The sequence below is a fragment of the Microbacterium trichothecenolyticum genome, from assembly GCF_041938625.1.
GTDB lineage: Bacteria > Actinomycetota > Actinomycetes > Actinomycetales > Microbacteriaceae > Microbacterium > Microbacterium trichothecenolyticum_D.
In genome coordinates, this window is sequence record NZ_CP169427.1 from 2,443,480 (window position 1) to 2,460,746 (window position 17,267).

17 protein-coding genes and 2 tRNA genes are annotated in these 17,267 nt (G+C 70.3%); 8 read left to right on the plus strand and 11 right to left on the minus strand.

Annotation, left to right across the window (positions count from 1 at the left end):
- Nucleotide 1: 1 nt before the first annotated feature.
- Nucleotides 2–214, minus strand: a complete 213-nt coding sequence (locus tag ACEYYH_RS11370; RefSeq protein ID WP_116193189.1) for a methyltransferase — start codon at nt 212–214, stop codon at nt 2–4.
- Between the two features lie 106 nt (nt 215–320).
- Here ACEYYH_RS11370 and ACEYYH_RS11375 point away from each other — a divergent pair.
- The 6 genes from ACEYYH_RS11375 (at nt 321) to ACEYYH_RS11400 (ending at nt 2,406) form a co-directional block, all read left to right on the plus strand.
- Nucleotides 321–393: transfer RNA gene (locus ACEYYH_RS11375), tRNA-Arg, on the plus strand.
- A 77-nt stretch (nt 394–470) separates the two neighbouring features.
- Nucleotides 471–1,097, plus strand: a complete 627-nt coding sequence (orn, locus tag ACEYYH_RS11380; RefSeq protein ID WP_159843840.1) for an oligoribonuclease — start codon at nt 471–473, stop codon at nt 1,095–1,097.
- A gap of 37 nt (nt 1,098–1,134) precedes the next feature.
- Nucleotides 1,135–1,210 (plus strand) — tRNA-His (locus ACEYYH_RS11385).
- A gap of 58 nt (nt 1,211–1,268) precedes the next feature.
- A complete protein-coding gene (locus ACEYYH_RS11390) occupies nt 1,269–1,616 on the plus strand; it encodes a metallopeptidase family protein (RefSeq protein ID WP_374978207.1) in 348 nt (115 codons plus the stop codon).
- The gene (gene clpS / locus ACEYYH_RS11395; RefSeq protein WP_374974522.1) at nt 1,616–1,915 is read left to right on the plus strand and encodes an ATP-dependent Clp protease adapter ClpS; all 300 of its coding nucleotides are present in this window, start codon (nt 1,616–1,618) and stop codon (nt 1,913–1,915) included. The genes ACEYYH_RS11390 and clpS overlap by 1 nt, the downstream gene beginning before the upstream one ends.
- Entirely contained in the window at nt 1,912–2,406 is a 495-nt protein-coding gene (locus ACEYYH_RS11400; RefSeq protein WP_374974523.1) for a DUF2017 family protein, read from the plus strand. Before clpS ends, ACEYYH_RS11400 begins: the two co-directional genes overlap by 4 nt.
- Nucleotides 2,407–2,413: 7 nt before the next feature.
- Here ACEYYH_RS11400 and ACEYYH_RS11405 read toward each other — a convergent pair whose 3' ends face one another.
- The 6 genes from ACEYYH_RS11405 to gatC all read right to left on the minus strand — a co-directional run bounded on the left by ACEYYH_RS11405 (nt 2,414) and on the right by gatC (nt 8,103).
- On the minus strand, nt 2,414–3,007 hold the full coding sequence (locus tag ACEYYH_RS11405; RefSeq protein ID WP_374974524.1) for a hypothetical protein: 594 nt from the start codon (nt 3,005–3,007) through the stop codon (nt 2,414–2,416).
- Nucleotides 2,982–3,302, minus strand: coding sequence for a hypothetical protein (locus ACEYYH_RS11410; RefSeq protein WP_116193186.1), 321 nt, complete (start codon nt 3,300–3,302; stop codon nt 2,982–2,984). Before ACEYYH_RS11410 ends, ACEYYH_RS11405 begins: the two co-directional genes overlap by 26 nt.
- A gap of 82 nt (nt 3,303–3,384) precedes the next feature.
- Nucleotides 3,385–4,647 (minus strand): DNA polymerase IV, encoded by a 1,263-nt coding sequence (locus ACEYYH_RS11415; protein WP_374974525.1) that lies wholly within the window; start codon nt 4,645–4,647, stop codon nt 3,385–3,387.
- A 101-nt stretch (nt 4,648–4,748) separates the two neighbouring features.
- Nucleotides 4,749–6,272, minus strand: a complete 1,524-nt coding sequence (gene gatB, locus ACEYYH_RS11420) for an Asp-tRNA(Asn)/Glu-tRNA(Gln) amidotransferase subunit GatB (protein WP_374974526.1) — start codon at nt 6,270–6,272, stop codon at nt 4,749–4,751.
- Nucleotides 6,272–7,792: an Asp-tRNA(Asn)/Glu-tRNA(Gln) amidotransferase subunit GatA gene (gatA, locus tag ACEYYH_RS11425; RefSeq protein WP_374974527.1), complete on the minus strand. Its 1,521-nt coding sequence runs from the start codon at nt 7,790–7,792 to the stop codon at nt 6,272–6,274. Before gatA ends, gatB begins: the two co-directional genes overlap by 1 nt.
- 11 nt (nt 7,793–7,803) lie before the next feature.
- Nucleotides 7,804–8,103, minus strand: coding sequence for an Asp-tRNA(Asn)/Glu-tRNA(Gln) amidotransferase subunit GatC (gene gatC / locus ACEYYH_RS11430; RefSeq protein ID WP_116196676.1), 300 nt, complete (start codon nt 8,101–8,103; stop codon nt 7,804–7,806).
- A 60-nt stretch (nt 8,104–8,163) separates the two neighbouring features.
- Here gatC and ACEYYH_RS11435 point away from each other — a divergent pair, with 60 nt between their 5' ends.
- Complete coding sequence (locus ACEYYH_RS11435) at nt 8,164–9,864, plus strand: long-chain-fatty-acid--CoA ligase (protein WP_374974528.1); 1,701 nt, start codon at nt 8,164–8,166, stop codon at nt 9,862–9,864.
- Nucleotides 9,865–9,868: 4 nt separating this feature from the next.
- On the opposite strand, the gene ACEYYH_RS11440 is transcribed toward ACEYYH_RS11435, so the two are convergent.
- The 4 genes from ACEYYH_RS11440 to ACEYYH_RS11455 form a co-directional block, all read right to left on the minus strand.
- Nucleotides 9,869–10,177, minus strand: a complete 309-nt coding sequence (locus ACEYYH_RS11440) for a YciI family protein (protein WP_374974529.1) — start codon at nt 10,175–10,177, stop codon at nt 9,869–9,871.
- A 55-nt stretch (nt 10,178–10,232) separates the two neighbouring features.
- Nucleotides 10,233–12,605 carry an NAD-dependent DNA ligase LigA gene (gene ligA, locus ACEYYH_RS11445; protein WP_374974530.1) on the minus strand — a complete coding sequence of 791 codons (2,373 nt, stop codon included), beginning with the start codon at nt 12,603–12,605 and terminating at the stop codon, nt 10,233–10,235.
- Between the two features lie 83 nt (nt 12,606–12,688).
- A complete protein-coding gene (mnmA, locus tag ACEYYH_RS11450; RefSeq protein ID WP_374974531.1) occupies nt 12,689–13,786 on the minus strand; it encodes a tRNA 2-thiouridine(34) synthase MnmA in 1,098 nt (365 codons plus the stop codon).
- A gap of 9 nt (nt 13,787–13,795) precedes the next feature.
- Nucleotides 13,796–14,989 carry a cysteine desulfurase family protein gene (locus ACEYYH_RS11455; protein ID WP_374974532.1) on the minus strand — a complete coding sequence of 398 codons (1,194 nt, stop codon included), beginning with the start codon at nt 14,987–14,989 and terminating at the stop codon, nt 13,796–13,798.
- 115 nt (nt 14,990–15,104) lie between these two features.
- On the opposite strand from ACEYYH_RS11455, the gene glgX reads away from it, so the two are divergent.
- Nucleotides 15,105–17,189 (plus strand): glycogen debranching protein GlgX, encoded by a 2,085-nt coding sequence (gene glgX / locus ACEYYH_RS11460; protein ID WP_374974533.1) that lies wholly within the window; start codon nt 15,105–15,107, stop codon nt 17,187–17,189.
- Nucleotides 17,190–17,267: the final 78 nt, after the last annotated feature.

The following is a 17,267-nucleotide window of genomic DNA, read 5'->3' on the forward strand; positions in this document are numbered from 1 at the left end:
ATCAGTGCTCGCGGAACATGGGCCAGTCGCTGCCCGGCGTCATGTGTGCGTGGAGCGCGCTCTTCGCGATCTCCATCGTCGGATACGTGCCCGTTGCTTCGCTCGCACCGGCCATGGTGACCGTGTAGCCGTCGTCGTCCTTGCGGATGCTTCCGGCGACGCCGGATGCTCCGTAGGCGACCCAGAGAGGGTGGTGCGTCTCCGTGGTGCTCATCGGTGAACTCCTTTCGATGCCTCCGGTGCTGACGCTACGCCGAGATCCGGTCATCCGCCAGCGTCCGCGACGGCGTGGTGCGACCCGGTAGTGTGGAAGAACCCTTCCCTCCGTAGCTCAGGGGACAGAGCGAGCGGTTTCTACCCGCCAGGTCGGGGGTTCGAATCCTCCCGGAGGGGCGAACGGGTCCGGCGTGGGAGTCGGAACCCGAGTCCAGGCCCGTGGGATGTCTGGACTTGCGATAAGGATGGAGCACATGGTGGGTGCATCCGAGAACGACCGTCTGGTGTGGATCGACTGTGAGATGACCGGGCTCGACCTCGGCGTGGACGAGTTGGTGGAGATCGCTGTGGTGGTCACCGACTTCGAGCTGCGCACGCTCGATCCCGGGTTCTCCGTCGTGATCAAGCCCGACGACTCGGCACTGGCGAACATGAACGAGTTCGTCACCAACATGCATCGCACTTCCGGGCTCCTCGACGAGATCCCGCAGGGCGTGAGCCTGGCGGACGCCGAGTTCCAGGTGCTGGAGTACATCCAGCGGTTCGTCCCGCTCGAGGGCAAGGCTCCCCTCGCCGGGAACACCATCGGCACCGACCGCATGTTCCTTGCGAAGTACATGCCACGCGTCGACCGCTGGCTGCACTACCGCAACGTCGACGTGTCCAGCATCAAGGAGCTCTCACGCCGCTGGTACCCGCGCGCGTACATCCACGCCCCCGCGAAGGACGGCGGTCACCGCGCCCTGGCCGACATCCTCGAGTCGATCCGCGAACTCGCGTACTACCGCCAGGCGGTGTTCGTTCCGGAGCCCGGACCCACGAGCGACGGCGCGCGCGCAGCTGCTGCCGCCGTCGTGTCGTCGTTTGCTCCGGAGGTGTGAGAGAATCGTCTGGTTGCCCGCGCGAGCGGGAGACATGGTGGGTATAGCTCAGTTGGTAGAGCACCTGGTTGTGGTCCAGGGGGTCGCGGGTTCAAGTCCCGTTACTCACCCCAAATCGATCGAATGGGGCGCGTCTTACGCGCCCCATTCGCGTAGAAGCGGGGCATCATGATGGAGATGGATGCCGCGACCTTCGAGACGCTCGTGATCGACGAGCTGGACGCCCTCCCCGACGACATGGTCGAGGGCCTCGACAACGTCGTGTTCGTCGTCGAGGACCGACCGGAGGACGGCAGCCTCGATCTGCTGGGACTCTACGACGGCTGGGCGCTCACCGAGCGGGAACGCTACGGGATCGGGGAGCTGCCCGATCGCATCATCGTGTACCGCGAACCGCATCTGGCGGTGTGCGACGACGAGGATGAACTGCGGGACGAGGTGCACACGACGCTGGTGCACGAGATCGCTCACTTCTACGGAATCGACGACAAGCGCCTGCACGAGCTGGGGTGGGCATGATGGCCCCGCTCGCCACGCCATCGGTCGAGGAGGACATCGACCTCGCTGAGCACGTCGATCCCGCGCGCCCCTGGCAGACGGTCGTCTGGGACGACCCCGTCAACCTCATGAGCTACGTCACCCACGTCTTCCGCGAGTACTTCGGCCTCATGCGGGCCGACGCGGAACGGCTCATGCTCGCCGTGCACAACGACGGCCACGCCGTGGTCTCGCAAGGCCCCCGCGAGCAGATGGAGATGCATGCCCAGGCGATGCACGACTACGGCCTGTGGGCGACCGTGAGGCAGGAGCCCCGATGAGCGACCGGATCGTCGTGCTCGAGGTCGCCCGCCTCGAGGCGGCGCACCTCGCGGGGCTCGTCGGTCAGTTCGCCGAGTTGCTGCGCGAGTCCGCGCCCGACGAAGGCGACCCGGCGATCGCCCGGTTGGTGCCCTCGGCGTACGCGGACGACGAGGAGGCGGCGCGGGAGTTCCGCGCGCTGACGCAGGCCGACCTGCTCGGTCGACGGGAGTCGGACGCGGGCCTCGTGCTGGCGTCTCTCCAGGAAGCGGCTCAGATCTCCGAAGACCCCGACGACCCGGCGCTGCGGGAAGAGGTCGAGATCAGGCTCGATCCCCAGACGGCGCAGGCGTGGCTGCGCACCCTCGCCGCGGTCCGTCTGGTGCTGGCGACGCGACTGGGCGTTGTCGAAGAGGACGACCACGAGCACGACGATCCGCGCTTCGGCGTCTACGACTGGATCGGTTACCGGCTCGACGGCCTCGTGACGGCTCTCGACCGCGGGGACTGATCCGCGCTCACGGCACGGGGATCACGAGGGTCGCGAGGTTCATCGGATCATCACGAGTGACGTGCCGGTGCTCTTGGCGAGCCCACCGTTCCCAGTGAGGCCGGTACGTCTCGCCGTCACGGGCCAGCGCCCGCTGCTTGCGCGACGCCGGTGGCGACTCGAGCCAGACGCGGACGTCGGCGAGGCGCGCCGTCGTGGGCGTGAGGACTCCCGAGCCCTCGACGATGAGCGGCAGGGACGGGTCGATGGCGTGCGCCTCGGCGGGCTCGCCGACGGTCCAGTCCCACCGCTGCCACACCCCCACGAGCCCTTTGGCGTGCGGGGTGAGGATCAGGTCCTTCGCGAGCGCGACGCCGTCGTCCAGGCCGTCCCAGCCCGGGTAGATCGAATCGAGCGCCACGAGCTGCACCCGGCCGCGCAGCGGCCATCGTGCGACCAGAGTGCGCGCCAGCGACGTCTTGCCGGCACCGCTGCGTCCGTCGATGAGGACGACCGGATTCGAGGCCGCGACCTGCGCGATCGCCGAGATGATCTGGTCGACCGCGATACGGAGCGAGTTGCCGACGGCGTCCGGGTTACTTCTTGAGGGCGCGGATGACACGGCTGAGCGCGCGACCGGCGAAGAAGACGAACGGAATCGCGACCGTCAGGAGCGCGACGATGTTCGGCTCGAACCGCAGCCCGTCGCCCTGCCGGATGTATGCGCCGACCGGGATGGCCCAGCCGCCTCCGCCGCCACCGCCGTTGCCGGCCTCGTCCGAGCCCCCGCCGAAGCCTGACCACGTCAGCGCCACGGGGATGATGCGGACGCCGTCGACATCCTGCTGCTCGCCGTATGCGCTCTTCACGCCGAGGGAGGCGGACTGCTTGCCGAGTTCGAGTGCGATGTTGGGCATGCGTCCAACGTACCCGGCGCCGCGCCGCTGGCACAGCGCACGGGCGAACACCGGCAACCCACGATGCGCCTGATGTCTGGAGTCAGCCCTGGTCGAGTCGTGGCGCCGGCGGGCTCGAGGGAAGAGTGCCGCCGCCGCGGGTGCCGAGCAGGGTCGCGCGGGTGACCGCTCCGCGTCCGAACTTCGCGGTCGCGCCGTCCAGCGCGTCCTCGATCCGTCGCCATCCCTCGTCGTCGTCCCACAGCGTCGGCATCGCCGCGCCGGCAGGGCGCAGCTTCTCCGCCCGGACGCCGATGAGCCGCACGGGCAGGGCGCGATCCACCGACGCGAACAGCTCGTGGGCGGCGTCGCCGATGCGCTGCCCGACCGCGGTCGGCTCGGGGAGCGTCTGCGAGCGCGAGATGGTGGTGAAGTCCGCATACCGCACCTTGATCGCGACGGTGGACGCCTCCCACCCGCTGCTGCGCAGTCTCGCGCCGACCCGGTCGGCGAGGCGCCGCAGCTCGGATCGCAGGATCGCGGTGTCGTCGATGTCTTCGTGGAAGGTCTCTTCGTGCCCAACGCTCTTCTCCACGCGACCCGTGTCGACCTCGCGCGCGTCGATCCCGCGAGCCAGGTGCCAGATGCGGTCGCCCATTGCGGAGCCGAGAGCGCGATCGAGCAGTTCGCGGGGCGTGTCGATCACGTCGGCGATGGTGCGGATGCCGCGTGCCTCGAGCGCCTCGGAGGTCTTGGGTCCGACGCCCCACAGCGCGCGCACCGACCGTGGGGCGAGGAACGCGGCGGTGTCTGCCTCTGCGACGATCAGGAGGCCGTCGGGCTTGCTCAAGGTCGAGGCCATCTTCGCGACGTGCTTCGTCGCGGCGACGCCGACGCTGCAGGTGAGGCCGGTCTCGTCGAGGACGCGGCGGCGCAGCATCCGTGCGATCTCTCCGGGACTCCCCCAGAGCCGCCGCGCTCCGCGGACGTCGAGGAACGCCTCGTCGATCGACAGCGGCTCGACGAGCGGCGTCACGTCGCGGAAGATGCGCATGACCTGGGACGACATCTCGAGATACCGATCGAAGTGCGGGAGGACGATGATCGCATGCGGGCACAGTCGCAGCGCCTGGCTGACCGGCATCGCCGAGCGCACTCCGAAGCGACGGGCCTCGTACGATGCGCTCGAGACGACGGAGCGGCTCTCGGGCGCGCCGATGATGATCGCCTTGCCGCGCAGCGAGGGGTCGTCGAGCTGTTCTACCGACGCGTAGAACGCGTCCATGTCGACATGCAGGATGCCGGCGCCGGTGTCGTCGGCATCCGCCGGGGAGACGACCCGGCCGGTTCCGTCACCACGCCCCATGCGTCGATCCTCTCAGCAACCGCGGACATCGTCACGAGAGGGCGGATCCCGGTCGGGATCCGCCCTCTCGTCGAGTTCGAGCGGTCGCCCGCGTCGTCCGCTCAGGCGCCTGTCGAGCCGGCGCGCTCGAGCACGAGCTCGCGCACGCGTGCGGCATCCGCCTGGCCCTTCATCGCCTTCATGACCGCACCGATGACCGCGCCCGCGGCCTGCACCTTGCCGTCGCGGATCTTCTCGAGCACGTCGGGCTGTGCGGCCAGCGCCTCGTCGATCGCTGCGATGAGCGCACCGTCGTCCGAGACGACCGCGAGCCCACGGGCGTCGACGATCTCCTGAGGCGTACCCTCCCCAGCGATCATGCCCTCGAGGACCTGGCGCGCGAGCTTGTCGGTCAGGGTCCCGGCGTCGACGAGCGCCTGCAGCGCGGCCACGTCCGCGGGGGTCGCCAGCTCGGCCGGTTCGCGACCCTCGGCGTTCGCGATGCGCAGGAGCTCGCCCGTCCACCACTTGCGCGCCGAGGCGGGCGACGTGCCGGCAGCGATCGTGGCTTCGACCTCGGCGAGCAGTCCCGCGTTCACGACGCCCTGGAAGTCGATGTCTGCGAAGCCCCAGTCGGCCTTGAGGCGACGCCGGCGAGCCGCAGGCGGCTCAGGCAGCGCGGCGCGGAGCTGCTCGATCAGCTCGAGGGACGGCGCCACCGGCAGCAGGTCCGGCTCCGGGAAGTAGCGGTAGTCGTCGGCGTCCGACTTGGGGCGACCAGGGGACGTGGTGCCGGTGTCCTCGTGCCAGTGACGCGTCTCCTGCGTGATCGTCCCGCCGGCGGCGAGGATCGCCGCCTGGCGCTGGATCTCGTAACGTACCGCACGCTCGACCGAGCGCATCGAGTTGACGTTCTTCGTCTCGGTGCGCGTGCCGAGCTTCTCCTGGCCGCGCGGGCGCAGCGACACATTGGCGTCGCAGCGGAGGTTGCCGCGCTCCATGCGCGCCTCCGAGATGCCGAGCGCGATCACGATGTCGCGGATCGTCGCGACGTACGCCTTCGCGATCTCCGGCGCGCGGTGCTCGGCGCCGAAGATCGGCTTGGTGACGATCTCGACGAGCGGGACGCCCGCGCGGTTGTAGTCGACCAGCGAGTACTCGGCGCCCTGGATGCGTCCGGTCGAGCCGCCGACGTGAGTGAGCTTGCCGGCATCCTCTTCCATGTGCGCGCGCTCGATCGGCACGGTGACGATCTCACCGTCGGTCAGCTCGATGTCGACCGAGCCCTCGAACGCGATGGGCTCGTCGTATTGCGAGATCTGATAGTTCTTGCCGAGGTCGGGGTAGAAGTAGTTCTTCCGCGCGAACCGGCTCGACGGCGCGATCGAGCAGCCGAGCGCGAGGCCCAGACTGATCGAGTAGCGGACCGCGGTCTCGTTCACGACGGGCAACGCACCCGGCAGGCCCATGTCGACCGGCGCGACGAGCGTGTTCGCCTCGGCGCCGTGGTTCGCGGAGTTCGCGGGGTTCGCCGCCGCCGAGAACATCTTGGTCTCGGTGTTGAGCTCGACGTGCACCTCGAAGCCGAGCACCGGCTCGTAGAGCTCGAGCGCCTTGTCGAAGTCCATCAGCTTGTCCTTCGCCATCAGCGGGCACCTCCGTTCGCACCGAGGGCCGGCGCCCTGTCGAGGAGCGGGCCGCCCCACGAGTCGACGAGCAGGGACTCCAGCGCCGCACCGACGCGGTACAGACGCGCGTCCTCGTGCGCGGGGGCGAGGAACTGGATGCCGACGGGCAGGCCGTCCTCCGACGCCAGACCCGACGGGATCGAGATCCCCGGCACGCCGGCGAGGTTCGCCGGGATCGTCGTCACGTCATTGAGGTACATCTGCAGCGGGTCGTCGATCTTCTCTCCGAGCTTGAACGCGGTGGTCGGTGCCGAGGGTGTCGCGATGACATCCACCTGCGAGAACGCGTCCGCGAAGTCGCGCTGGATGAGCGTGCGCACCTTCTGGGCCGAACCGTAGTAGGCGTCGTAGTAGCCCGCCGACAGCGCGTAGGTGCCGAGGATGATGCGGCGCTTCACCTCGTCGCCGAAGCCGGCGTCGCGGGTCTTGGCCATGACGTCCTCGACGGTGCCGCCGGGGACATCGACGCGCAGGCCGAAGCGGACCGAGTCGAACTTGGCGAGATTGCTGGACGCCTCAGCCGGGAGGATCAGGTAGTAGGCGGCGACGCCGTACTCGAAGTGCGGTGCGCTGATCTCGACGATCTCGGCGCCTTGCGCCTCCATCGCGGCCAGCGCCGCGCGGAACGACTCCGACACACCGGCCTGGAAGCCGCTGTCGGGGAGCTCGCGGATGACGCCCACCTTGAGACCCCGGAGCACCTCGCCGGTCGCCCCCTCGCGGGCGGCGCCGGCGAACGACGGCCACTCGTGGGCGAGCGACGTGGAGTCGTGCGGGTCGTGCCCGCCGATGATGTCGTGGAGGAGCCCGGCGTCGAGCACCGTACGGGTCACGGGGCCGACCTGGTCGAGGCTCGATGCGAGAGCGATCGCGCCGTAGCGGCTCACGCCGCCGTAGGTCGGCTTGATACCGACCGTTCCGGTGACGTGCGCCGGCTGGCGGATCGAGCCGCCGGTGTCGGAGCCGAGGGCCAGCGGCGCCTCGAACGCGGCGACCGCGGCGGCCGAACCGCCGCCCGAGCCGCCGGGGATGCGGGAGAGGTCCCACGGGTTCCGGGTCGGACCGTAGGCCGAGTGCTCGGTCGACGAGCCCATCGCGAACTCGTCCATGTTGGTCTTGCCGAGTGGCACCAGACCCGCGGCGCGCGAGCGCGCGACCACGGTCGCGTCGTACGGCGACATGTAGCCCTCGAGGATCTTCGAGCCACTGGTCGACGGCATGTCGGTCGTGACCAGCACGTCCTTGATCGCGAGGGGCACCCCGGCGAGGGGACCCAGGTCTTCGCCGGCCGCGCGGCGGCGGTCGATGTCGGCGGCCACGTCGAGCGCATGCTCGCTGACGTGGAGGAAGGCGTGCACGTCGGCATCCACCGCGGCGATGCGGTCGAGGTGGGCCTGCGTGGCCTCCACGCTCGACACCTCGCCGGCGGAGAGCTTGTCTGCGAGCGCGGCGGCGCTCAGCTTCGTGAGATCGGTCACGTCGGGGTCCCTTACTGCTCTTCGCCGAGGATGGCCGTCACGCGGAACCGCCCGTCCGCGGAATCCGGGGCGTTCTGCAGCACCTGCGCGGGCGTCAGCAGATCACCGGGAACGTCCGAGCGGAACACGTTCTCGAGGGCGATCGGGTGGCTGGTGGCGGGGACGTCAGGCGTGGCGACCTCGGAGACCTTGGCGATGTTGTCGACGATCGCGTCGAGCTGGCCGGTGAGGCGCTCGACCTCTCCGTCGCTTAGCTGGATCCGGGCGAGCACACCGAGATGGCGCACGAGATCGGGGGTGATTTCAGACACCAGACAAGACTACCGGGGCCGCACCGCTGGCCCGTGGCATGCCCGGCGTAGGCTGTGGCCGTGACGACCTACGACCCGCCTCGCCCCTGGATCGCCAGTTACGCCGAAGGCGTCCCGGAGGACCTCACCCCCGTGACCGGCTCCCTCGTCGACATCGTCGACGCGTCGGCAGGCGATTACCCGGATGCCGCGGCACTGCAGTTCTTCGGACGCGAGACGTCGTACCGTTCGCTGCAGGAGCAGATCGAGCGCGCGGCGGCTGGGCTGCGCGACCTCGGTGTGAAGGCAGGCGACCCCGTCGCGATCGTGCTGCCGAACTGCCCGCAGCACATCGTCGCGTTCTATGCGATCCTGCGACTGGGCGCCGTCGTGATCGAGCACAACCCGCTGTACACGCCGCGCGAGCTTCGCAAGCAGTTCGAGGATCACGGCGCAAAGCACGCGATCGTGTGGACCAAGGTCGTCTCGACGGTGCAGGCCTTCCCCGCCGACCTCGCGGTGACGAACCTCATCTCGGTCGACGTTATCAAGGCGATGCCGTTCAGCACCCGCCTCGCCCTCAAGCTCCCCGTCGCGAAGGCCCGCGAGGCGCGCGAGGCGCTCTCCGAGCGCGTCTCCGGAACGGTGACGTGGGAGCAGATCGTCAGGTCGTCGCCCCTGCCTGCGTCGCACCCGCGCCCGGACACCGACGACCTCGCGCTCATCCAGTACACGAGCGGCACGACCGGCACCCCGAAGGGTGCGTCACTCACGCATCGCAACCTGCTCTCGAACGCGGCGCAGGCACGCGCGTGGGTGCCGTCGATCGTGCGCGGAGACGGATGCGTCGTCTACGCCGTGCTGCCGATGTTCCACGCCTACGGGCTCACACTGTGCCTGACCTTCGCCATGTCGATGGGCGCGCGCCTGGTGCTCTTTCCGCGGTTCGACCCCGACATGGTGCTGGACGTCACGAAGAAGCACCCGGCCACATTCCTCCCGCTCGTCCCGCCGATCGCCGACCGCCTCCTCAAGGCGGCACGCGAGAAGGGCGTGTCGCTTGCGGGCACCGAGGTCGCGATCTCGGGCGCCATGGCGCTCCCGCACGAGCTCGTGGTGCCCTTCGAGGCCGCCTCTGGCGGGTTCCTCGTCGAGGGCTACGGGCTCAGCGAGTGCTCGCCGGTGCTGATGGCGAACCCGGTCGCCGACAACCGCGTCCCGGGCACCGTCGGCCTGCCCCTGCCCGGCACGGAGTGCCGCGTCGTCGATCCCGACGACCCCACGCACGACGTGCCGGCGGGTGAGCGTGGCGAACTCGTCGTGCGCGGACCGCAGGTCTTCGGCGGCTACTACGGCAAGCCCGAGGAGACCGAGGCGGTCTTCACCGAGGGGTGGTTCCGCACCGGCGACATCGTCACGATCGACGACGCCGGGTTCGTCCGCATCGTCGATCGGATCAAGGAGCTCATCATCACGGGTGGATTCAATGTCGCCCCGACGGAGGTCGAGAACGCACTCCGCCAGCACCCGCAGGTCGATGATGCTGCTGTCGTCGGGCTGCCGAGCGAGCATTCCGGGGAGGAGGTCGTCGCGGCGATCGTCGTGTCTCCGGGTCAGGAGATCGACGTCGAAGCCGTCCGCGAGTTCGCCCGCGGCATCCTCACGCCGTACAAGGTTCCTCGGCGCCTCTACGTCGTCGACGAGCTGCCGAAGTCCCTGATCGGCAAGGTGCTGCGCCGCCAGGTGCGCGACCGCCTTCTCGCGCTGAACACCGGAGCCTGACGACTCAGTCGTCGAGCCCGTCCCGCGCCACCGCGATGCGGTAGGGGTGCAGCGACGCGACGAACACCCCTGCCGCGACCGCGGGGTCGGCATCCATGACCGCACGAGCGGCCGCCTCGTCGTCGGCCTCGAAGATGGTGATGCCGAACGTGCCCTGGGCCTCCTGGGTGCGCCCGGCGAGGATCAAGGTGCCGCGGTCGCGGAGATCGACGAGGTAATCGAAGTGGGCGCCGACGATGCGCTGCTCGTCGGGCGTGGCGTCGACGACCATCTCGGGCCGCGCGGGGACGATGCGGTAGAGCCACTGCGTCATGCGGTCATCATCCCAGGAGCTCCACCATCCGTGCACCGCTTCCGCGGGGCACGGGTCAACCCGCGTCGGGAACGAGGGCGTCGAGCGCCTCGGGACCCTGGGTGACCAGGATGTGGAACTGGGCAGCGTCGAGGATGCGGATCCCGAGCTCCTCAGCCTTCGCGAGCTTCGAACCGGCACCCGGCCCCGCCGCGACGAAGTCGGTCTTCTTCGACACACTCGAAGCCGCCTTGCCGCCGGCCTTGAGGATCGCCTCCTGCGCGCCTTCGCGGCTGTAGCCGTCGAGGGAGCCGGTCGCGACGACGGTGAGGCCGTCGAGCACGCCCCCGGTGCTGAGCGCGGCGCCCGGTCCGGGGTGTCCGGGGGTGGCGAGCTGAGCGCCGGCGGCGGCCCAACGATCGACGATCTCGCGGTGCCAGTCCACCTCGAACCACTCCCGGAGCGAGTCGGCGATGATGCCGCCGACGCCCTCGACCGCGGCGAGGTCGTCGCGCGACGCTCCATGGATCGCCTCGACCGAGCCGAACCACTGAGCAAGCGCTCGCGCCGCCACCGGGCCGACATGGCGGATGTTGAGGGCCACCAGGAACCGCCACAGCTCCTTGCGCTTCGCGCGCTCCAGCTGATCGATCAGCGTGAGCGCCTGTGCGGAGGGCTGCGCCTCGGTGATCCCCGCCTTCTTCTCCGCCGGCGTGGGGTTGCGCCGGAACGGCGCCCGACGCACGACCTCGCCCGTCTTCTCGTCGATTCGGGGCTCCCCGGTCTCGGCGTCGCGCACGACGACCTCGATCGGCACGAGCTGATCGACCGTGAGTTCGAAGAGCCTCGCCTCGGTCTCGAGCGGCGGCACCTCGGGCACGGACGGCTGCGTGAGGGCGGCCGCTGTGACCTCGCCCAGCGCCTCGATGTCGAGGGCACCGCGCGAGCCGATGTGCTCGACGCGACCGCGCACCTGCGCCGGGCACGCTCGCGTGTTCGGGCAGCGGAGGTCGATGTCGCCTTCCTTCGCCGGCGCGAGCGGGAAGCCGCACTCGGGGCAGTCAGCGGGCATGACGAACTCGCGCTCGGTGCCGTCGCGGAGTTCGACCACCGGACCCAGGATCTCGGGGATCACATCGCCCGCCTTGCGGAGCACGACCGTGTCGCCGATCAGCACACCCTTCGCGCGAACGACGTCCTGGTTGTGCAGCGTCGCCTGACGGACCACCGATCCGGCGACGCGCGCGGGAGCCATCACGGCGAACGGCGTGGCGCGACCCGTGCGCCCCACCGAGACGACGATGTCGAGGAGCTTCGTGTTCACCTGTTCAGGCGGGTACTTGTACGCGATCGCCCAGCGCGGGGCTCTGCTCGTCGCGCCGAGCTCGTCGTGGAGCGCGAGCTCGTCGACCTTGACGACGACGCCGTCGATCTCGTGCTCGACGTCGTGGCGGTGCTCGCCGTAGTGGGCGACGAACTCCAGCACGCCCTCGATGTCGTCCGCCGTGCGGAAGTAGGGGCTGGCGGGGAGGCCCCATTCTGCGAGCAGCCCGTAGGTCTCGCTCTGCGACGCCACGGGCGGATTGCGCCACGCGCCGATTCCGTGGACGAACAGGCGGAGGGAATCGAGCCGGGCATGGCCCGCCTCCCGCTCGAGGCCGTCCTTCTTGTCGAGCTGCTGACGGAGGCCGCCCGAGGCCGCGTTCCGCGGGTTGGCGAACGACGGGAACCGCCGCTCCGCGCTCAGTCGCGCCTTGGCCTCGTCGAAGGCCCGGCTGCGGGCGCGCGTCTCTTCGACGGCCCGACCGCGCATGTCGGCCTGCAGTGCGTTGAGCGCTTCGAACGCCGCCACCGGGATGAACACCTCTCCACGCACCTCGACGAGGTCGGGGTGCCCGGTGCCCTCGAGCCGCTGCGGGATGCCCGCGACGCGGACCGCGTTGATCGTGACGTCCTCGCCGGTGCGACCGTCGCCGCGCGTCGCCGCGGACGTCAGCACGCCACGCTCGTACCGCAGGCTGATCGCGAGTCCGTCGATCTTGAGCTCCGTGAGCCACCGGACCTTGCGGCCGGCCGCCGACTCGGTCTTGACGCACCAGTCGCGCAGCTCATCGAGGCTGAAGACGTTGTCGAGGCTCAGCATGCGCTCGGCGTGCTCGACCGGCGCGAACATCGAGCTCTCGGCGGCGCCGACGGTCTGCGTGGGCGAGTCCTGGCCCTGGAGTTCGGGGTGGAGACGCTCGAGCTCTTCGAGCCGATGCATCCACCCGTCGTAGGTCGCGTCGTCGACGAGTTCGGCGTTGCGCCCGTAGTACGCGTCGCGGGCGTCGATGATGCGATCCGTCAACTCCTGCGCTTCGGTGCGCGAGGCCTCCAGACCGGCGTCGGCGGGAAGGGCGTCCGCCGCATCGAGCGGCGCGGAGGCTGTCGTACCGAAGTCTTCCGTCACCGCACCAGTCTAGGAGCGGCGTCCGACACCACCAGGGCGTCGGGGCGTCCGCGGCACCCGCCGGCGCAGCATCCGTCCGCCGATTACGCGTCGATCGGAACCGCCGAGACCGTGCGATCGATCGTGAACTGCCCGATCACGCGCGTGCCGTCGTAGAGCACGGCCGTCTGGCCCGGTGCGACTCCGTCGAACGGCTCCGCCGGGACGACCGTCAGCACGCCGTCGGCGAGCGTCGCGGCCGCCGGGACGGGCTCGGCGTGCGCGCGGATCTGCACGTGGCAGGCGAACGGGCCCGCCGGCTGCGGGCGCCCGGCCCACGAGTACCGCTCCCCCGCGATCTCCGCGGTGGCGAGTGCCTCTTTCGGGCCCACGACGACGGTGTTGGACACGGGCCGCACCTCGAGCACGAACCGGGGCTTGCCGTCGGGGGCCGGAACGCCGAGCTGCAGGCCGCGGCGCTGTCCGACGGTGAAGGCGTGGGCGCCGTCGTGCGCGCCCACCACAGCGCCGGTCCGGTCGACGATGTCGCCGCGTTCGGCGCCGACCTTCTCGGCGAGCCAGCCGCGCGTGTCGCCGTCGGGGATGAAGCAGATGTCGTGGCTGTCCGGCTTGTGCGCGACGGTCAGGCCGCGCTCCTCGGCTTCGGCGCGCACGAGCGCCTTGGACGGCGTCGAACCGAGCGGGAAATACGTGTGCGCAAGCTGTTCGGCGTTCAGGACGCCGAGCACATAGGACTGGTCCTTCGCCGCATCCGACGCCCGGTGCAGCTCGAGGCCCTCCGGCCCGTCGACGAGCGTCGCGTAGTGCCCGGTGCACACCGCGTCGAAGCCGAGCTCGAGCGCGCGCTCCAGGAGCGCGGCGAACTTGATCTTCTCGTTGCACCGCATGCAGGGGTTCGGGGTGCGGCCCGCACGGTACTCGGCCACGAAGTCCTCGATGACGTCGTCGCGGAACCGCTCGGAGAAGTCCCACACGTAGAACGGGATGCCGAGCCGGTCGGCGGCTCGCCGCGCGTCCATGGCGTCCTCGATGGTGCAGCAGCCGCGGCTGCCCGTGCGCAACGTGCCACCCGCTCGCGAGAGCGCCAGGTGGACGCCGACGACGTCGTGGCCCGCCTCGACGGCCCGGGCGGCCGCGACGGCGGAGTCCACTCCACCGCTCATGGCCGCAAGGATCCTCATGGGTCCAGTCTACGAACCCCTGCCTGACCGTGGCCCGGATGCAACCCTCGCGCGCTCGACGACATCGGAAAGCACTGCGAGCACGGCGTCGACGTCGGAGTCGGCCGTGGTGCGACCGAGCGTGAACCGCAGAACCTGGCGGGCTTCGGCATCCGTCCGCCCCGTCGCCAGCACGACGTGCGACGGCTCGGGCACGCCCGCCTGGCACGCCGACCCGGTGGAGACCTGGATGCCGGCCATGTCGAGGAGGAACAGCAGCGTCTCGCCCGATGCCCCCGGGAACAGCAGGTGTGCGTTGCCGGGGACGCGGTCGATCGGGTCTCCGAGGAGTTCGGCACCGGGGATGGAGCTGCGGATACCGCGCACCAGCCGCTCCCGCAGGGCAGTGAGTCGTTCCGCCTCGGTCGCGCGCTCCGCCACCGCGAGCTCTGCGGCGACCGCGAAGGCGACCGCCCCGGGCACGTCCTGTGTACCGGCGCGCAGGCGCCGCTGCTGACCACCGCCGTGCAGGAGCGCGGTGAGCTCGGCGCCGCGCGCGACCACGAGCGCGCCCACGCCGGTCGGCCCGCCGATCTTGTGCGCCGAGATGCTCATCGCTGCGAGACCCGCGCGGCCGCGGGCATCGCCCCGCCAGTCGCGGAACGACACCGGCACGTGGCCGAAGGCCGCGACCGCGTCCAGGTGAAGCGGCACGCCGGCCCCAGCGGCGGACGCCGCCAGCGCGGCCGCGTCGTTCACGGTGCCGGCTTCGTTGTTCGCGACGAGCGCAGTGGCCAGCGCGGCACCGGGCAGGGCGGCGGCGAAGTCGTCCACCCGGATGCGGGCACGGCCGTCGATGCCGACGTGCCGCACGAGCGCGCCCTGCGCGTCGAGCCATCCGACCGCGTCGAGGGTCGCGTGGTGTTCGCCGTCCGGCAGCACCACGGCATCGGCGTCCGGTCGCCGTGCCCACCACAGGCCCTTCACGGCGAGGTTCACGGCCTCGGTGCCGCCCGACGTGAACACGACTTCGATCGGGTCGGCGTCGACCACCGCGGCGAGGCGCTCGCGCGCCTCCTCGAGCACCCGGCGCGCATGCTGGCCCGCCCCGTGGATCGATGAGGCGTTGCCCACCGCCGACGCGGCGTCGATCCACGCGTCACGTGCCTCGGGGCGCAGCGGCGCTGTCGCGGCGTGATCGAGATAGATCCGTGCATCACTCATGACCGGTCCGCCTCCTGCGCGATCGGAAGCGGCGGGCTGCGGCATCCGAGATCCGTGTCCGGTGGGACCCGGTGCCGTAACACCGTCGACTCGGACCATGGTTATGGTAGTCCGCATGATCAGCCCGGTCTCCGTCATCTCGCCCCCTGACGCGGGTCTGCTCGACCCCGCACTCGACGGACTGGGGGTCGTGCTCCTCGACGGGCAGGCACGCCTGCGCGTGTGGTCCGACTCGGCGGACGCGATCGACCTCGTCGTGTTCGACGACACAGACCTCGACTGGATCACCGCCACCGAGCCGCTCGTCGCCATCGGCGGCGGCGTGTGGGAGATCACGACGCCGCTTCTGCGCCCCGGCACGCGCTACGCCATCCGCGTCGACGGGCCGCACGGCCCGGGCAACACCTTCAACCGCGGAACGCTCCTGCTCGAGCCCTACTCACGGGGACTCGTCCGCACCGGGTACGACGGCTGGCGCTCGGCGGTCGTCGAGGGATCGTTCGACTGGGGCGGCGTCGCCAAGCCCGCCATCCCGATGGACCGGACGGTGCTCTACGAGGGCCATCTGAAGGGCATGTCGAAGCGGCATCCCGATGTCCCCGGCGCCCTTCGCGGCACCTACGCGGGCCTCGCCCACCCGGCGATGGTGCGGCATTTCCTCGATCTCGGCGTCACGAGCATCGAGCTGCTGCCGGTGCATGCGTTCACGACCGAACCGCGTCTGCTCCAGCACGGACTCGCCAACTACTGGGGTTACAACTCGCTGAACTTCTTCACCCCGCATGCCGCGTACGCGACCGAGGAGGCCCGTCGGCAGGGTCCCGAGGCGGTCCTGCGTGAGTTCAAGGGCATGGTGAAGCTGCTGCACGAGGCCGGGCTCGAGGTCATCCTCGACGTCGTCTACAACCACACGGCCGAGGAGGGCATCGGCGGTCCGCGCTCGAGCCTGCGCGGCATCGACAACCGCGCCTACTACCGCCAGCAGGAGGACGGCGCGTATATCGACGTCACGGGCTGCGGCAACGCGGTGGACACGTCGACGGATGCTGCGGCCCGCCTGGTGCTGGATTCCCTGCGCTACTGGGCGAACGACGTGCAGATCGACGGCTTCCGGTTCGACCTCGCCGCGACGCTCGGACGGGACGCGGGGCACGTGTTCACACCCGAGCACCCCCTGCTGCGTGCCATTCTCGACGATCCCGCGCTCGCGGGCGTGAAGATGATCGCGGAGCCGTGGGACGTCGGCATGGGCGGGTGGCAGACGGGCAACTTCGGCGACGGCTGGAGCGAGTGGAACGACCGCTATCGCGATCGCGTCCGCAACTTCTGGCTGAGCGACGTGGACTACGCACGTCGCGCGTCGACCTCGCCGGTCGGCATCGGCGGCTTCGCGAACCGCCTCGCGGGATCCGCGAACACCTTCGCCGACGCCCGCGGTCCGCTCGCGAGCGTCAACTTCGTGACCGCCCACGACGGTTTCACGCTGCGCGATCTGGTGTCGTACGACGTCAAGCACAACCTCGGCAACGGCGAGCAGAACCGCGACGGAGCCGACACCAACCGCTCGTTCAACCACGGCGCAGAGGGCCCGACCGACGACGAGCGCATCCTCGCGACGCGGCGCAAGGCCATGCGCAACCTCCTGGGCACGCTGCTCCTGTCGGCGGGTGTGCCCATGCTGACCGCCGGTGACGAATTCGCCCGCACGCAGCGCGGAAACAACAACGCGTACTGCCACGACTCGGTCCTGACGTGGCTGTCGTGGGAGCACGCGCCGTGGCAGCAGGATCTGTACGCCCACGTGCGCCACCTGCTGCGCCTGCGTCGTGAGAACCCGGCGCTGCGACCCAGCCGCTTCGCGCGGCTGGGTGAACGCACGCCCTCGGCGTCCGTCATGGAGTGGTACGACGAGCACGGCGAGACCATGTCGATCGAGCGGTGGACCGATCCGTCCCATCGCACGCTGCAGTACGTGGCCGCATCCACGCCCGAGTTCGAGGGCTTCAACCGGGTGCTGCTCATGGTGCACGGCACCGAGCGGCCGATCGAGGTCACGCTTCCCGACGTGGAGGGCGTGACGCGCTTCGTCTCGCTCTGGTCGAGCGCCGACGAGACGCCGTCCGCGACCGCGGAGTCCTTCGCCCCCGGAGACACCGTCTCCCTCGCCGGCACCTCGATGCGTCTCTTCCGTGCCGAGTGACCCGGAGCCGCCGATGAAATGGCGGCACCGCGGGACGTCGCTGTCATCCCGGTCGGACGCGCGATAGGTTCGAGTCGT

Excerpts from the sequence above, each read along its gene's own strand:
- ACEYYH_RS11370 (WP_116193189.1), bottom strand. The coding sequence starts at position 214 with ATGAGCACCACGGAGACGCACCACCCTCTCTGGGTCGCCTACGGAGCA.
- orn (WP_159843840.1), top strand. The coding sequence starts at position 471 with ATGGTGGGTGCATCCGAGAACGACCGTCTGGTGTGGATCGACTGTGAG.
- ACEYYH_RS11390 (WP_374978207.1), top strand. The coding sequence starts at position 1,269 with ATGGAGATGGATGCCGCGACCTTCGAGACGCTCGTGATCGACGAGCTG.
- clpS (WP_374974522.1), top strand. The coding sequence starts at position 1,616 with ATGGCCCCGCTCGCCACGCCATCGGTCGAGGAGGACATCGACCTCGCT.
- ACEYYH_RS11400 (WP_374974523.1), top strand. The coding sequence starts at position 1,912 with ATGAGCGACCGGATCGTCGTGCTCGAGGTCGCCCGCCTCGAGGCGGCG.
- ACEYYH_RS11410 (WP_116193186.1), bottom strand. The coding sequence starts at position 3,302 with ATGCCCAACATCGCACTCGAACTCGGCAAGCAGTCCGCCTCCCTCGGC.
- ACEYYH_RS11415 (WP_374974525.1), bottom strand. The coding sequence starts at position 4,647 with ATGGGGCGTGGTGACGGAACCGGCCGGGTCGTCTCCCCGGCGGATGCC.
- gatB (WP_374974526.1), bottom strand. The coding sequence starts at position 6,272 with ATGGCGAAGGACAAGCTGATGGACTTCGACAAGGCGCTCGAGCTCTAC.
- ACEYYH_RS11440 (WP_374974529.1), bottom strand. The coding sequence starts at position 10,177 with ATGACGCAGTGGCTCTACCGCATCGTCCCCGCGCGGCCCGAGATGGTC.
- mnmA (WP_374974531.1), bottom strand. The coding sequence starts at position 13,786 with ATGAGGATCCTTGCGGCCATGAGCGGTGGAGTGGACTCCGCCGTCGCG.
- ACEYYH_RS11455 (WP_374974532.1), bottom strand. The coding sequence starts at position 14,989 with ATGAGTGATGCACGGATCTATCTCGATCACGCCGCGACAGCGCCGCTG.
- glgX (WP_374974533.1), top strand. The coding sequence starts at position 15,105 with ATGATCAGCCCGGTCTCCGTCATCTCGCCCCCTGACGCGGGTCTGCTC.